This window comes from Oceanicaulis sp. MMSF_3324, assembly GCF_030733545.1.
GTDB lineage: Bacteria > Pseudomonadota > Alphaproteobacteria > Caulobacterales > Maricaulaceae > Oceanicaulis.
The window spans coordinates 1-13,781 of the sequence record NZ_JASHIU010000010.1; the positions used below are offsets into that span (position 1 = coordinate 1).

Annotated in this window: 12 protein-coding genes; 5 read left to right on the forward strand and 7 right to left on the reverse strand. The window is 63.0% G+C overall.

Annotation, left to right across the window (positions count from 1 at the left end; translation table 11 throughout):
- Positions 1 to 15: 15 nt before the first annotated feature.
- The gene (rimK, locus tag RBA95_RS10500) at positions 16 to 1,434 is read right to left on the reverse strand and encodes a 30S ribosomal protein S6--L-glutamate ligase (RefSeq protein WP_306016806.1); all 1,419 of its coding nucleotides are present in this window, start codon (positions 1,432 to 1,434) and stop codon (positions 16 to 18) included.
- Between the two features lie 184 nt (positions 1,435 to 1,618).
- Here rimK and RBA95_RS10505 point away from each other — a divergent pair, with 184 nt between their 5' ends.
- Both RBA95_RS10505 and RBA95_RS10510 read left to right on the forward strand, forming a co-directional pair.
- A complete protein-coding gene (locus RBA95_RS10505; RefSeq protein ID WP_306016807.1) occupies positions 1,619 to 2,455 on the forward strand; it encodes a pirin family protein in 837 nt (278 codons plus the stop codon).
- Positions 2,456 to 2,498: 43 nt separating this feature from the next.
- Positions 2,499 to 3,470, forward strand: a complete 972-nt coding sequence (locus RBA95_RS10510) for a glutathione S-transferase family protein (protein WP_306016808.1) — start codon at positions 2,499 to 2,501, stop codon at positions 3,468 to 3,470.
- An 18-nt stretch (positions 3,471 to 3,488) separates the two neighbouring features.
- Here RBA95_RS10510 and metH read toward each other — a convergent pair whose 3' ends face one another.
- The 3 genes from metH to metF are packed head-to-tail and all read right to left on the reverse strand — an operon-like array spanning position 3,489 to position 8,154.
- The gene (gene metH / locus RBA95_RS10515) at positions 3,489 to 6,176 is read right to left on the reverse strand and encodes a methionine synthase (RefSeq protein ID WP_306016809.1); all 2,688 of its coding nucleotides are present in this window, start codon (positions 6,174 to 6,176) and stop codon (positions 3,489 to 3,491) included.
- 9 nt (positions 6,177 to 6,185) lie between these two features.
- Entirely contained in the window at positions 6,186 to 7,247 is a 1,062-nt protein-coding gene (locus RBA95_RS10520; RefSeq protein WP_306016810.1) for a homocysteine S-methyltransferase family protein, read from the reverse strand.
- Between the two features lie 13 nt (positions 7,248 to 7,260).
- Positions 7,261 to 8,154: a methylenetetrahydrofolate reductase [NAD(P)H] gene (gene metF, locus RBA95_RS10525; RefSeq protein ID WP_371933605.1), complete on the reverse strand. Its 894-nt coding sequence runs from the start codon at positions 8,152 to 8,154 to the stop codon at positions 7,261 to 7,263.
- 193 nt (positions 8,155 to 8,347) lie between these two features.
- Here metF and RBA95_RS10530 point away from each other — a divergent pair, with 193 nt between their 5' ends.
- The 3 genes from RBA95_RS10530 to RBA95_RS10540 all read left to right on the forward strand — a co-directional run bounded on the left by RBA95_RS10530 (position 8,348) and on the right by RBA95_RS10540 (position 10,549).
- Positions 8,348 to 9,088 carry a VacJ family lipoprotein gene (locus tag RBA95_RS10530; protein ID WP_306016812.1) on the forward strand — a complete coding sequence of 247 codons (741 nt, stop codon included), beginning with the start codon at positions 8,348 to 8,350 and terminating at the stop codon, positions 9,086 to 9,088.
- A 32-nt stretch (positions 9,089 to 9,120) separates the two neighbouring features.
- The gene (locus RBA95_RS10535) at positions 9,121 to 9,738 is read left to right on the forward strand and encodes a phospholipid-binding protein MlaC (RefSeq protein WP_306016813.1); all 618 of its coding nucleotides are present in this window, start codon (positions 9,121 to 9,123) and stop codon (positions 9,736 to 9,738) included.
- Between the two features lie 136 nt (positions 9,739 to 9,874).
- Positions 9,875 to 10,549 carry a CatA-like O-acetyltransferase gene (locus RBA95_RS10540; RefSeq protein WP_306016814.1) on the forward strand — a complete coding sequence of 225 codons (675 nt, stop codon included), beginning with the start codon at positions 9,875 to 9,877 and terminating at the stop codon, positions 10,547 to 10,549.
- Here the strand turns inward: RBA95_RS10540 and RBA95_RS10545 are convergent.
- From RBA95_RS10545 to ettA, 3 genes are all read right to left on the reverse strand, one after another.
- Positions 10,546 to 11,307 (reverse strand): CPBP family intramembrane glutamic endopeptidase, encoded by a 762-nt coding sequence (locus RBA95_RS10545; protein WP_306016815.1) that lies wholly within the window; start codon positions 11,305 to 11,307, stop codon positions 10,546 to 10,548. The two genes, RBA95_RS10540 and RBA95_RS10545, sit on opposite strands and share 4 nt — an antisense overlap.
- A 75-nt stretch (positions 11,308 to 11,382) precedes the next feature.
- Positions 11,383 to 12,060, reverse strand: coding sequence for a LuxR C-terminal-related transcriptional regulator (locus RBA95_RS10550; RefSeq protein ID WP_306016816.1), 678 nt, complete (start codon positions 12,058 to 12,060; stop codon positions 11,383 to 11,385).
- Positions 12,061 to 12,070: 10 nt separating this feature from the next.
- Positions 12,071 to 13,735, reverse strand: a complete 1,665-nt coding sequence (ettA, locus tag RBA95_RS10555) for an energy-dependent translational throttle protein EttA (protein ID WP_306016817.1) — start codon at positions 13,733 to 13,735, stop codon at positions 12,071 to 12,073.
- Positions 13,736 to 13,781 lie beyond the last annotated feature (46 nt).

The window sequence follows — 13,781 nt, forward strand, 5'->3', positions numbered from 1 at the left end:
GCGCCCGGCGCGGCCTTATTCCGCGTTACTCGTGCGCGCCTTCGTTCTGCGTCGGCGCGTCGGGGGACGCCGGAGCGCACGGACATGGGCCTCGATATGATCGATGATGATCTCGGCCACGTCCTTGCCGCTCGACTTCTCAATGCCTTCGATTCCCGGTGAAGAATTGACCTCCAGCACTTTCGGACCTTCATCCGAACGCAGCAGGTCCACACCGGCGACAGACAGGCCCAGCGCCTTGGCGGCTTTCACCGCCGCCGCGCGCTCTTCCTTGGAAATGCGGACCCGGCTCGCCTGACCGCCCCGGTGCAGGTTGGAGCGGAATTCGCCGGCCTGCGCCTCGCGCTTCATGGCGGCGACAACCTTGTTGCCGATGACAAAGCAGCGAATGTCCACGCCCGAGGCTTCCTTGACGAAATCCTGGACGATGAAGTTCGCATCCAGTCCCCGGAATGCGTCGATCACCGATTCCGCCGCCTTGCCCGTCTCCGCCAGGATGACCCCGCGTCCTTGCGTGCTTTCAAGCAGCTTCACCACCAGCGGCGCGCCGCCCACATGCTCGATCAGGTTCTTGGTGTCCTTGGGCGAATGGGCGAAGGCCGTGGTCGGCATGCCGATGCCCGCACTCGCCAGAACCTGGTGCGCGTAGAGCTTGTCACGGCTGGCGCCGATGGATTCGGGCGTATTGAGGATATAGGCGCCGGTCATGGCGAACTGGCGCAACACCGCCATGCCGTAATTGGTCATGGAGGCGCCAATGCGCGGGATCACCGCATCATAGCGGGGCAGACGACGGCCATCATAATAGATCGCCGGCGACAGCGCGTTGATCGCCATGGTGCAGCGCGCCGTATTGATCATCTCCGCCACATGGCCCTGGGCCTCGGCCGCCTCTTTCAGACGCTGGGAGGAATAGTTCTTCGGCTCGCGCGTCAGTATGGCGATGCGCAGGGGACGATGAACGGGTTGGCTGCGCGGCAGGTGCTGATACAGGTCATAGCTCAGCGTCTTCTGGGCGCAGGACTGGGTCGGGCTCACCACCATGTCGTCCAGGATCGCCGAGCGGCCCAGCAGCATGCGATAGGCCATGTTCTCGCGATTGGTCAGCGTGACTTCGATCGGCCAGGTCCGTTCGCCAATCGTGACATTAGCCTCGATCACCCAGCGCAATTCGGTCTCGCCATTTGACGATGTCACCTCCCGGCGATCCACCGCCGGCGCGGCGCACACCACTTCCAGGTCCGGTTGGTCGGGGATCGGGTGCATGACGAAACGGACCTGCGGATTGTCATCCGGGCCGAACGGCTCGATCGCCACCGCGTGCAGGGCGCTCGTTTTGGCGCCCGTATCGACTTTGGCCTTTATGGCGGGAAGGGCCAGTCCGGAAAAGGACGCCCATTCTTCCCAGCCCAGGACGAACGGCTCTTGGGACATGCCGTCAGTTCCTCCGGTAAAAATTCAAACGCGATGCGTTACAGCGCTCTTAGGGTTTCGTCCATCGTGAGTTGATGCAAGGGCTGATTATTCCCAAAACGGAAAAGCTGCCTGTCTGAAAGCGCGCTCGCCATGGCGGGTTACGGTCACCATGTTCATGACGCACACGAACACGGAGGCTGCGATGAGCGCACAGTATCGCCCGATCGTCAAAATCACCCAAGGTCGCCCCACCTCGGACGGCGCCGGGGTGAAGCTGACGCGCCTTCTGGGCACGCCGGATCTTCAGGTGCTCGACCCGTTCCTGATGCTGGACAAGTTCCATTCCGACAATCCGGGCGACTATCTGGCGGGCTTTCCCCCTCACCCCCACCGCGGCTTCGAGACCGTGACCTACATGGTCGAGGGCCGGATGCGCCATAAGGACAATAAGGGCCATGAAGGCGTGATCGAGCCGGGCGGCGTGCAATGGATGACCGCCGCGCGCGGCATCGTCCATTCAGAGATGCCCGAACAGGAAGACGGGCTGATGAGCGGCTTTCAGCTTTGGGTGAACCTGCCCAAGGCCGAAAAGATGAAGGATCCGGGCTACCAGGAATTTGACGAGAACCGGGTGCCCTCTGACATCCGCGAGGGCGTCATCGCCAAGGTCGTCACCGGCAAGACCTCGACCGGCGTTGAAGGCCCGGTGACCGATATCACCGTCGAGCCGCTTTACGCCGAGCTGCGCATGGAGCCCGGCGCGACCTTTGAAGAACCCATTCCCGACGCCAAGACCGCCTTCATCGCCGTGCACACCGGCGAGGTGGAAGCGGGCGGCATGAAACTCACCGAAGCCCAGCTGGGCGTATTCGGTCGCGGTGAGGCCATCCGCATCAAGGCTGGCCCGGACGGGGCGCGCCTCATGCTCGCCGCCGGCAAGCCCATTGGCGAGCCGATCGTCTGGGGCGGACCATTCGTGATGACCACCGAGGGCGAGGTGCGTCAGGCGATGCTCGATTACCAGCAAGGCCGGTTCTAGACCGGCTCAATCAGCAGCAGGGGCGCAAAGAAGGAGAAATTTCATGGGATTGCTCGTCGATGGCGTCTGGCATGACAAATGGTATGACACCAAATCCAATGGCGGGCGCTTCAAGCGCTCCGAAGCGGTCTTCCGCAACTGGGTGACCGCAAACGGCGAGGCCGGACCGACCGGCCAGGCCGGCTTCAAGGCCGAACCGGGCCGGTATCACCTCTATGTGTCGCTGGCCTGTCCCTGGGCGCACCGCACCTTGATCTTCCGCCGCCTCAAGGGCCTGGAAGACATGATCGATCTGTCGGTGGTTCACTGGCTGATGCGGGAAAACGGCTGGACGTTCAAGGATGGCCCCGGCGTGATCCAGGACCCGCTGCACAACGCCGAGTTCATGCACCAGGTCTATACCGCCGCCAAACCGGACTATTCGGGCCGGGTGACGGTGCCGGTGCTGTGGGACAAGACAACCAACACCATCGTCTCCAATGAAAGCGCGGACATCATCCGCATGTTCAACTCCGCCTTTGACGGTGTGGGCGCAAAAGCAGGCGATTACTATCCTGAAGCCCTGCGCGAAGAGATCGATGCGGTGAACGCCCGCGTCTATGACGAGATCAACAATGGCGTGTACAAGTCAGGCTTCGCCACCACCCAGGACGCCTATGAAGAGGCGGTGACGACCCTGTTTGACGCGCTCGACTGGATCGAGGAGCGCTTGTCGGATGGTCGTGATTATCTGATGGGCGAGACGGTGACCGAGGCGGACTGGCGGCTCTACACCACGCTGGTGCGGTTCGACCCGGTCTATCACGGCCATTTCAAAACCAATCTCAAGCGGCTGATCGACTATCCGCACATCAACGCCTATGCCCGCCGTCTGCACACCCAGCACGGGATCGGCGACGTGTTCAATCTCAAACACGCCAAGCGGCACTATTACGAGAGCCACGACATGATCAATCCGACCGCCGTGGTCCCCCTCGGCCCGGATGTTCATGTGGCGGATGGAAACGCCGAGTAGGACAGGCGAAGCGGCGGATTATTCCGCCGCTTCCGCTGCGGCGACTGCGTCGGCGTCCGGCTCATAACCCAGGATCGGGGCGAGTTCCTTCTCGGCCCGTTTCAGGGTCCAGCCCTTGCGCTCGGCGTAATCCTCGACCTGATCCCTGGCGATCCGGCCCACCGCGAAATAGACGCTGTCGGGATGGGCGAGATAAAGCCCGGACACGGACGAGGCCGGGCTCATCGCCCAGCTTTCGGTCAGCGTGATCCCCGTACGGTCAGGCGCTTCGAGCAGGCTGAACAGCAAGTCCTTCTCGGTATGGTCCGGCTGGGCCGGATAGCCCGGCGCGGGGCGAATGCCCGCATAGGCTTCCTTGATCAGCTCGTCATTGCCCAGCGTCTCATCAGGCGCATAGCCCCAGATCGAGCGACGCACGCGCTGGTGCAGATATTCCGCAAACGCTTCGGCGAAACGGTCCGAGAGCGATTTGAACAGGATCTCGGAATAGTCGTCATTATTCGCCTTGAAGCGGTCCACGATCGCCTGCTCGCCCTCGCCCGCGGTTACGGCGAAGCCGCCGATCCAGTCATCCTGCTTGGCGGAGATAAAATCGGTGATCGAGAAATTGGGCTTGTCGCCGTCTTTCCTGGACTGCTGGCGCAGGCCGTAAAACCGGCCAGCCTCGTCCTTGCGCGCGTCATCGGTGAAGACGATGACATCATCGCCCTCACGGCGGGCCGGCCATAACCCCACCACGCCGCGCGGCTTGAGCCAGTCTTCCTCGACCATGGTCTTGAGCATGGCCTGCGCATCCTTGAACAGGTTGCGCGCCGCCTCGCCCCGGTTGGGATCATCCAGAATGGCGGGATAGCTGCCCTTGAGCTCCCAGGAAAAGAAGAAGGGCGTCCAGTCGATGTAATCCACGAGATCGGCCAGCCGCACATCATCAATGGTGGTCAGGCCTGTCTTCTGCGGCGCGACGGGCTGGTAATCGCCCGCATCGGGATCAAAGGCGTTCTTTCGGGCGTCCTCAATGCCGACGCGCTCCCGGCTGCCCTGGGTGCGGGCACGGGTTTCGCGGATCTTGTCATATCGCGTGGACACCTCGTCCCAGAGCGGCTGGCGCTCTTCCTTGGACAGAAGCCGCGAGACGATCCCCACCGCCCGGCTGGCGTCCGTGGTGTGTATCACTGGAGCCTTGGAATAGGCCGGTTCGATCTTCACGGCGGTATGGGCGGGCGAGGTCGTGGCGCCGCCGATCATCAGTGGCAGGTCAAAGCCCTGACGCTGCATCTCGGACGCCACATGCACCATTTCATCAAGCGACGGCGTGATCAGGCCGGACAGGCCGATAATGTCCGCCTTCTCTTTCTGCGCGGTCTCCAGAATGGTCTCCGCGGGCACCATCACGCCCAGATCGACCACGTCATAGCCGTTACACTGCAGCACGACGCCCACGATATTCTTGCCGATATCGTGCACATCGCCCTTCACGGTCGCCATGATGATCTTGCCGGCGGCCTCTTCCTCGGCGCCGCTGGCCAGGCGCTCCTCCTCCATGAAGGGGAAGAGGTAGGCGACCGCCTTTTTCATCACGCGGGCGGATTTGACGACCTGGGGCAGGAACATCTTGCCCTCGCCGAACAGGTCGCCGACCACATTCATGCCCGCCATCAGCGGACCTTCGATCACATGAAGCGGACGTTCGGCGGCCTGACGGGCCTCCTCGGTGTCCTCTTCCACATAGGCGTCGATGCCCTTGACGAGAGCGTGCTTGAGCCGCTCCTCCACGGGCAGCGAACGCCAGGCTTCATCTTCCTTCTGCGCCGCTTCGCCCGAGCCCTTATAGCGCTCGGCCGCGTCCAGCAGGCGTTCGGTGGCGTCATCGCGACGGTTGAGGATGACATCCTCGACCAGTTCGCGCAGCTCGGCGTCGATCTCGTCATAAATGTCGAGCTGTCCCGCGTTGACGATCCCCATATCCATCCCCGCCTTGATGGCGTGATAGAGGAAGACCGAGTGCATGGCCCGGCGCACCGGCTCATTGCCGCGGAAGGAAAAGGAGATGTTCGAGAGCCCGCCGGAGATGTGACAGCCCGGCAGGTACTCGCGGATCCACTGGGCGGCTTCGATGAAGTCCACCGCGTAATTGTTGTGCTCCTCGATCCCGGTCGCCACGGCGAAGATATTGGGGTCGAAGATGATATCATTGGGATCAAAGCCGATCTTGTCGACCAGCGTCTTGTAGGCGCGCTCGCAGATCTCGATCTTGCGCTTGGCGGTGTCGGCCTGGCCCTCTTCGTCAAACGCCATCACCACGACAGCCGCGCCATAATCCTTGCAGGCCTGGGCGTGCTTGAGGAATTCCTCCTCGCCTTCCTTGAGCGAAATCGAATTGACGATGGCCTTGCCCTGAACGCATTTCAGGCCCGCCTCGATCACCTCCCATTTGGAGCTGTCGATCATGATCGGCACGCGGGCGATATCGGGCTCCGCCGCGATCAGATTGAGGAAGGTCGTCATGGCTTCTTTTGAATCAAGAAGCCCCTCATCCATGTTCACGTCGATGACCTGGGCGCCAGCGTCCACCTGCTGGCGCGCGACGTCGAGCGCCGTGGCGTAATCGCCCGCCTTGATCAGCTTGCGGAATTTCGCAGAGCCGGTGACGTTGGTGCGTTCGCCCACATTGACGAAAATCGCGCGAGAGGGTGAGGCGTCAGACATACGGGCTCCTCAGGCCAGCTCGAAGGGTTCAAGACCGGACAGGCGCATGGCCTTGGGCCGGTCATCGCGTTTGCGCGGCGCGCCGGTGCGGGCGTCTCGCGCAATCGCGGCGATATGGTCGGGCGTCGTGCCGCAGCAGCCGCCGGCGATATTGATCAGGCCCGATTGCGCCCAGTCGCCGATAAAGGCCGCCGTCTCGTCCGGCGTTTCGTCATACTCACCGAAGGCGTTGGGCAGGCCGGCATTGGGATAGGCCAGCACATGACATTCCGCCACCCGCGCCAGCTCGGCCACATAGGGGCGCAATTGCTTGCCGCCGAGGGCGCAGTTGAGCCCCACCGCCCAGGGCTGGGCATGGCGGATGGAATTGTAGAACGCCTCGGTGGTCTGCCCCGACAGGGTGCGCCCCGACGCGTCGGTAATCGTGCCCGACAGGATGATCGGAATGTCCGTGTCGATCTCGCCGGCATTGCGCAGATCCAGGATCGCCTTGATCGCCGCCTTGGCGTTGAGCGTGTCGAAAATCGTCTCGATCAGGAAGAAGTCCACATGCTCGGCCATGGCCTTGACCTGTTCGGCATAGGCGTCGCGCACCTGGTCAAAGGTCACTTCGCGAAAGCCGGGGTCCTCCACATTCGGAGACAGGGACAAAGTCTTGTTGGTCGGACCGATGGCGCCCAGCACCGCCTTGGGCGAGCTTGTCTCGGCTTCGGCTTCATCAGCCGCTTCACGCGCCAGACGCGCGCCTTCGCTGGCGATCTCAGCGGCGAGCGCTTCCATCTTGTAATCGGCCTGAGCGATCTGTGTGGCGGAGAAGGTGTTGGTCTCCACCAGGTCCGCGCCGGCGTCGAAATATTGTTTGTGAATGGCGCGCACCGAGTCGGGCGTGGACAGGTTGAGAATGTCGTTATTGCCCTGGATCGGGCACGACCAGTCTGCAAACCGCTCACCGCGATAGCCCGCCTCGTCCAGCTTCAGGGTCTGGATCTGGGTGCCCATCGCGCCGTCCAGGATCAGAATGCGCTCCAGCGCCAACGCTTCCAGCGCGGCGCGACGTTCAGCTTTGGTCATGTCGCTCGTCCGTTCAGGCGGCTTTGGAGTCCGGCAGGGATTTCACGCCCAGCAGGGCGCAGGTCGACAGCGCCAGTCCGGCCCGGTTCAGGGTGTAGAAGTGGAACGTGTCCGCACCGCCCTGATTGAGGGTTTCGCACATTTCAGCGGCCAGGTGCGCGGTCACCAGCTCACGCGTATCGGGATCCTCGTCCAGCCCCTTATAGACCTCGTGGATCCGGGCCGGGATGTCCGCGCCGCACATTTGCGCCATGCGCTTGAGCCCCTTGAAGTTGGGCTGGAGCATCACGCCGGGCACGATCGGAATGTCGATGCCTGCTTTGCGCACGCGCTCGAGATAGCGGAAATAGACATCCGGATCGAAGAAGAACTGGGTGATCGCCCGGGTCGCGCCCGCATCGATCTTGGCCTTGAGCATATCAAGATCCGCATCCCAGTCCGCGCTGTCAGGGTGTTTTTCGGGATAGCAGCCGACCGACACCTCAAAATCGCCGATCGCCTTGATCCCGGCGGTCAAGTCCGCGGAATTGCCATATCCGCCCGGATACGGGGTGTAGCGTTCGCCCAGACCTTCGGGCGGATCGCCACGCAGGGCCACGATATGGCGCACGCCGGCATTCCAGTAATCGCGGATCACCTCGTCCACCTCTTCACGGGTGGCCGAGACGCAAGTGAGGTGCGCTGCGGGCGCCATGTCGGTTTCGGACACCAGCCGGCGGACCGTGCGGTGGGTGCGGTCACGGGTGGAGCCGCCCGCACCATAGGTCACGGACACGAAATAGGGATCGAGCGGGGTAAGCCGCTCGATCGAAGACCATAATTTCGCCTCGGCTTCCTCGCTTTTGGGCGGGAAGAATTCAAAGGACACCTTGGGTCCCTGTGAAGAGGAGCGGCCTGTGACGGTCATCACCATTCTACCCTCGCTGCGCGCCGCGCCATCAGGCGGCACATCCACATAAAGATATCTTTATGCGATTATTGAGCTTCGGGCAAGGCTGTATTCCTTCCGTAACAGTACCTAATGGAACACACTGACTTGATCTCGCGTTCTCAAACACGACATTGCTCTCAACCAAATTGACCACCCAAAGGACGTCTCCATGCGCATTGACGCTTTCACCGCCTACGCCGCAGTCATGCTGGCTGCGCTCAGCCTGACCGCTTGCGCATCACGCGAGATGGCGCAGGAGACCGGCGATCCGTTCGAGCCGACCAATCGCGCCATCTTCGCCGTCAACCAGACGCTAGACGACGCCGTGATCGGTCCGGGCGCGCGCGCCTACGACACCGTGACCCCTGAACCCGTGCAGAGCGGCGTGCGCAATTTCATGACCAATCTCAATCAGCCGGTGGTCTTCGCCAACGCCCTCCTCCAGGGCGATGTCCATGCCGCCGGCGACACGGTCGGGCGGTTCCTGATGAACACCACGATCGGCGTGGCGGGCATTTTTGACGTGGCCACCCATGAAGGCGTGCCCGAGCACCGCCGCGATTTCGGTCAGACCCTCGCCCATTGGGGCGTCGGGGACGGACCCTATCTGGTGCTGCCCCTGATCGGCCCGTCGAACATGCGCGATGCAACCGGACGCTTCGTTGATCGTTATCCGCATCCGTTGAACTGGAGCGATGAGGAATCCGGCGAGGCCTGGGCCTGGGGCGTGCGCGCCCTGAATGGCACCCAGATCCGCGCCGATCTGGATGACACACTGGGCAGCCTCAATCGCACCGCAATTGATCCCTATGTTCAGGCCCGGTCCGCCTGGCGTCAGTCCCGCAGCGCGTTCATCGAGAGCGAGGGCGAGACCGACACGCAATACCAGAACCTGCCTGAGTTTGAATAAGCAGGCCGAACTGGCCGCAAGGAGCACTCCCCATGTTGAAAGTCCTGATCTCGGCGTTCGCGCTGGCGTTTGCCGCGCCCATGGCGCTGGCCCAGTCCACGACCGCCGAAGACGCCGAAGCCTTTGTACAGACCCAGGCCAACCAGGTGATCGAAACCCTGTCCGCTCTGGAATCGGGTGAGCGCGACCTCGCCTCCGTGCAGCAGGAATTCCGCGACCGGATTGATGAGCTGGCTGATGTCGAGCGCATCTCCAACTTCGTGCTCGGCCGCTATCGCCGCACAGCGTCGGAGGATGTTCTGAGCGAGTTCCGCACCGCATTCCGCAATTACGCCATCAGCGTTTATGAAAGCGAGCTGAGCGCCTATGCAGGCCAGCAGCTGGAAGTGACCGATTCCGTGACCCGCCGCGAAGGCGATTACGTGGTTCGCTCGCGCGTCTTCGGCGGCCCGCAAGGCGAGGAATTCGACGTGAACTGGCGCATCCTTGAAACCGATGGCGAGCTGAAAGCCGTGGATGTGGAGGTGCTCGGGGTCTGGCTGGCCCAGACCCAGCGCGAACAGATCCTGTCCGTGATCGGTGATCATGGCGGCGACGTGTCCGCCGCTACCGAGATGCTGCGCAACCGCGAGCCCAGCCAGGACAGCTGATCCGGCGACACCCCGTCGCGCTCGCGCGATGCGTATTGAATGCCCCGCCGGGGCGCGCTAACCAGCGCGCTCCGGCGGTTTCGTTTCGGGCCTGCGTGTGGCTGCGACCCGCCTTTCCAAAACCGGACCTCGCGCCATGGCCGCCTTCCCCGCCCCCCAGATCATCCCGACACAGGACACGCCGTTCGAGCGCAGCGCCCAGCTTGCCTGGTTTGACGCCATGGAGGATCCGCGGCTGAACCTGACCGCCGCGCTGACGGCGCCCGACTTCGTCGCACCGGCGAAGTCGGCTGGCCTGCCGCCCTTCGCAGTCTTGTTTCATGCGATTTGCGGAGCGAGCCTTGATGTGGATGCGTTCCGCTGGCGGTTATCGCCTGAGGGAGAGCCCTTCCGCATCCAGTCTCTCCTGCCCAGCTACACGGTCCAAAACACCCAAGGGCATGTGAACTTCTCCTACGTGCCCTTCACTGAAGACCTGAGCGCTTTCATCGCCGCCTATTACGCCGACAAGCGCGAGGCGGAGAGCGCGAGCGAAATGCGCACCAATGTCGAGGCGGCGACCGATTGCGGCCAGCTTTACTGCACCGGCCTGCCCTTCCTGCGCTTCACCTCGATCGAGCATCCACGCTCTGGCGGCGGCGCTTTGGCGGCGACGCCCAACATCGCCGCCGGTCAGTGGCGCACTGAAGCGGACGGAGGCCTCAGCCTCCCCCTCTCCGTACAGGTGCATCACGGCCTTGTGGATGGCGCCCATGTGGCGGACTGGTTCGAGGCGGTGAGCGCAAGACTTGAGCGCTTTGTGGCGGGCTAGCCCGGCGCGATCAGAAAAGCCGGCAAGAGCCCTTGCGCGGCCAGCGCCCCCAGCCCCACGCCCAACGCATTATTGACGGCGTGGGCAAGGATGGCCGGCCAGATCGAGCCCGACTTTTCATAGAGCCAGATCAGCGCCAGCCCCATGACCGCCGCGTTGACCGCCTGATGCGGGACAATGTGAGAGGCGCCAAAAATGATCGATGAAACGAGCGCCGCCAGCCAGACCGGGCGATGGCCTTTCATCCATTTGTACAAGAAGCCACGAAAGAAGACTTCCTCGGCGAAGGGCGTGACCATCAGCGTCATCACCACAAAGGCCGCGCCCCCACTCCAGGACGTCGCCGGGCCGAAGTGAAACGGCGCCTGTGTCATGCTGCTCCAGGCCGGCGCCAGCCCGATCAGCGCCTTGACCAGCACAAAGCCCGTTATCGTAAAGAGCACGCCGGCGACCGCGCCGGCCACGAGCCAGCCTTTGGCGGCGGGCCTCAGTCCGACCGCACCCCAGTCCAGCCCCTTGAGCGCCAACCCCAGAAGCCAGAGCACGCCCAAAAGCGCCACGGCCTTGCTGAGCTGACTGATGACCAGGACTTTCATGGGCAACCGATCACCCGAGCCCAGATAGGCCTCCATCCCCACGGTCTCGCTGACGACAGCCATGTGGGCCCAGCTCAGCGCCATATAGGCCGCCATGGCGCAGGCGAGCACCATGAGACCGTCGCGAAACCGCCAAAGCGGCTGTGTTGAATGTGATTGCATGCAGGCCTCCCGTATTGCCTGCGGAAGGCTGGCGAGGAGACAGCTCCCCGCCTATCGACAGATGTCAGCGATCTGTCAGTCTGCAGATGTCAACGCGCCGCCATTGGCCAGATGAACCGCTTCGCCGCGACCCTGAACGCCCAACTTTGCGTAGAGCGTGCTGTTGTAGGTGCGCACGGTTGTCGGGGAGAGATTGAGCCGCCGCGCGATGGCCTTATCGCTCAGTCCTTCGGCCAAAAGCGCCAGCAATGCGCGCTCGCGCTCGCTCAGCTGGTCGGCCAGCACCGGATCAAGGCCGGCATCGGTCCGGGGCGCCGGCGCCACAGACAGCAAGGCGCCGGACCTGGCCCCATGGCGCGCCGTCAGCCAGAGGCCGGGTGTGACAGAGCCGGCCCTGTCGTCCTCAAGCGCGAAGCGTCTACCGCCCAGCTCCAGCGTTGCGCTCATCCCCGAAAACAGGCCGGGACGCCTTTGCCAGCTGACATGGGCGATGCCGCTGACCGTTTCAACCGCTTCGCTTTCAAGGTCGCCAACCGCGTCGCGCCATTGCATGGGCGCGCGCCAGCACCGGGCGGTGACCACCAATACGGGCAGGAAGAGCACCAGAACCGGGGAGCGGAACAGCCATTCCGGCTGAACGATTATGAAGAAGATGAGCGCGACGCCCGTCAGCGCCGCGCAAAGCACCGCCAGCGACGCCCACCGCCGTCCCGCAATGAATGCGGTCAGGCGGCGGCGTTCAGCTGACGTCATCGTGTCGCTCTTAGCGTTCGAACTTCTGGAACTTCACGCGCTTGGGCACCAGGGCGTCATCGCCCAGGCGGCGCTTCTTGTCTTCCAGATAGTCGGTGAACGAGCCTTCGAACCATTCCACATGGCTGTCGCCTTCAAAGGCGAGGATGTGGGTGGCGATCCGGTCAAGGAAGAAGCGGTCGTGCGAGATCACCACGGCGCAGCCAGGGAAATCTTCGAGCGCCGCTTCCAGCGCCGACAGGGTTTCGACGTCGAGGTCGTTGGTCGGTTCGTCAAGCAGGAGCAGGTTGCCGCCCTCCTTGAGCATCTTGGCCAGGTGCACGCGGTTGCGTTCACCGCCGGACAGGATGCCGACCTTTTTCTGCTGGTCGCCGCCCTTGAAGTTGAACGCGCCCACATAGGCGCGGCTCGCCACTTCCTGCTCGCCCAGCATGATCATGTCATTGCCGTCGGAAATCTCTTCCCAGACCGTCTTGTTGGGGTCGAGCGCGTCGCGCGACTGGTTCACATACCCAAGCTTCACGGTCTCGCCGAGGGTGACCGAGCCCTGATCAGGTTTCTCGTCGCCGACGATCATCTTGAACAGCGTGGTCTTACCCGCGCCGTTCGGACCGATCACACCGACCACGCCGCCCGGGGGCAGCTTGAAGTCGAGATCATTGATCAGGAGGCGATCATCAAAGCCTTTGGAGACATGGTCGAACTCGACCACATTGCCCCCGAGACGCGGCCCCGGCGGAATGCGGATGACGGCGGTCGAGATCTTTTCCTTCTCGGCGGCGTCGCGCTTTTCTTCATAGGACTTGATACGCGCCTTGGACTTGGCCTGACGCGCTTTCGGCGCGGCGCGGATCCATTCCAGCTCGCGGGCCAGAGCGCGCTGCTTGGCGCCCTCTTCGCGCGACTCTTGCTCGAGGCGCTTGGCCTTCTGTTCCAGCCAGTCCGAATAGCCGCCCTTGTAAGGCACGCCCTGTCCGCGATCGAGTTCGAGCGTCCAGGTGGTGATGGCGTCCAGGAAGTAACGGTCGTGGGTCACGATCAGAACGGCGCCGGGATAGTTCTCCAAATGGTTCTGAAGCCAGGCCACGCTTTCCGCGTCGAGGTGGTTGGTCGGTTCGTCGAGCAGCAGCATGTGCGGCTTGGACAGCAGCAGCTGGCAGATTGCCACGCGGCGCACTTCACCGCCGGACAGATTGGTCACGTCCGCGTCCGGCGCCGGGCAGCGCAGGGCGTTCATCGCCATCTCGATCTTGGAATCGATGTCCCACGCATCGCGCGCGTCGACCTGCTCCTGCAGCTCGGTCATCTTCTCCATCAGCTCGTCGGAATAATCCTCGGCGAGCTCCATGGCGATCTTGTTGTAGGCGTCATAGATCTGCTTGTCCTCAGACCCTTCGATGACGTTTTCCCACACGGTCTTGTCGGGGTTGAGCTTGGGCTCCTGGGGCAGATAGCCCACGCGCACGCCCTTCTCCGCCCAGGCTTCACCGGTGAAGTCATTGTCCTGGCCGGCCATGATGCGCAGCAGCGAGGACTTACCCGCGCCGTTGACGCCCACCACGCCGATCTTGGCGTCAGGCAGGAAGTGCAGCGAGATGCCGGAGAAGACCTGTTTCCCGCCGGGATAGGTCTTCGCCAGATTGTCCATGTGATAGACGTATTGATACGCGGCCATAGGCGCAGCGCTCCATTGATGAGGGGCTGAAACTTTGCGCCCGCTA

What these genes read in the sequence shown, in the direction of transcription:
- RBA95_RS10535 (WP_306016813.1), top strand. Translation starts at nt 9,121, where the DNA reads ATGTTGAAAGTCCTGATCTCGGCGTTCGCGCTGGCGTTTGCCGCGCCC.
- RBA95_RS10540 (WP_306016814.1), top strand. Translation starts at nt 9,875, where the DNA reads ATGGCCGCCTTCCCCGCCCCCCAGATCATCCCGACACAGGACACGCCG.
- RBA95_RS10520 (WP_306016810.1), bottom strand. Translation starts at nt 7,247, where the DNA reads ATGACCAAAGCTGAACGTCGCGCCGCGCTGGAAGCGTTGGCGCTGGAG.
- RBA95_RS10510 (WP_306016808.1), top strand. Translation starts at nt 2,499, where the DNA reads ATGGGATTGCTCGTCGATGGCGTCTGGCATGACAAATGGTATGACACC.
- ettA (WP_306016817.1), bottom strand. Translation starts at nt 13,735, where the DNA reads ATGGCCGCGTATCAATACGTCTATCACATGGACAATCTGGCGAAGACC.
- RBA95_RS10545 (WP_306016815.1), bottom strand. Translation starts at nt 11,307, where the DNA reads ATGCAATCACATTCAACACAGCCGCTTTGGCGGTTTCGCGACGGTCTC.
- metH (WP_306016809.1), bottom strand. Translation starts at nt 6,176, where the DNA reads ATGTCTGACGCCTCACCCTCTCGCGCGATTTTCGTCAATGTGGGCGAA.
- RBA95_RS10550 (WP_306016816.1), bottom strand. Translation starts at nt 12,060, where the DNA reads ATGACGTCAGCTGAACGCCGCCGCCTGACCGCATTCATTGCGGGACGG.
- RBA95_RS10505 (WP_306016807.1), top strand. Translation starts at nt 1,619, where the DNA reads ATGAGCGCACAGTATCGCCCGATCGTCAAAATCACCCAAGGTCGCCCC.
- rimK (WP_306016806.1), bottom strand. Translation starts at nt 1,434, where the DNA reads ATGTCCCAAGAGCCGTTCGTCCTGGGCTGGGAAGAATGGGCGTCCTTT.
- metF (WP_371933605.1), bottom strand. Translation starts at nt 8,154, where the DNA reads ATGACCGTCACAGGCCGCTCCTCTTCACAGGGACCCAAGGTGTCCTTT.
- RBA95_RS10530 (WP_306016812.1), top strand. Translation starts at nt 8,348, where the DNA reads ATGCGCATTGACGCTTTCACCGCCTACGCCGCAGTCATGCTGGCTGCG.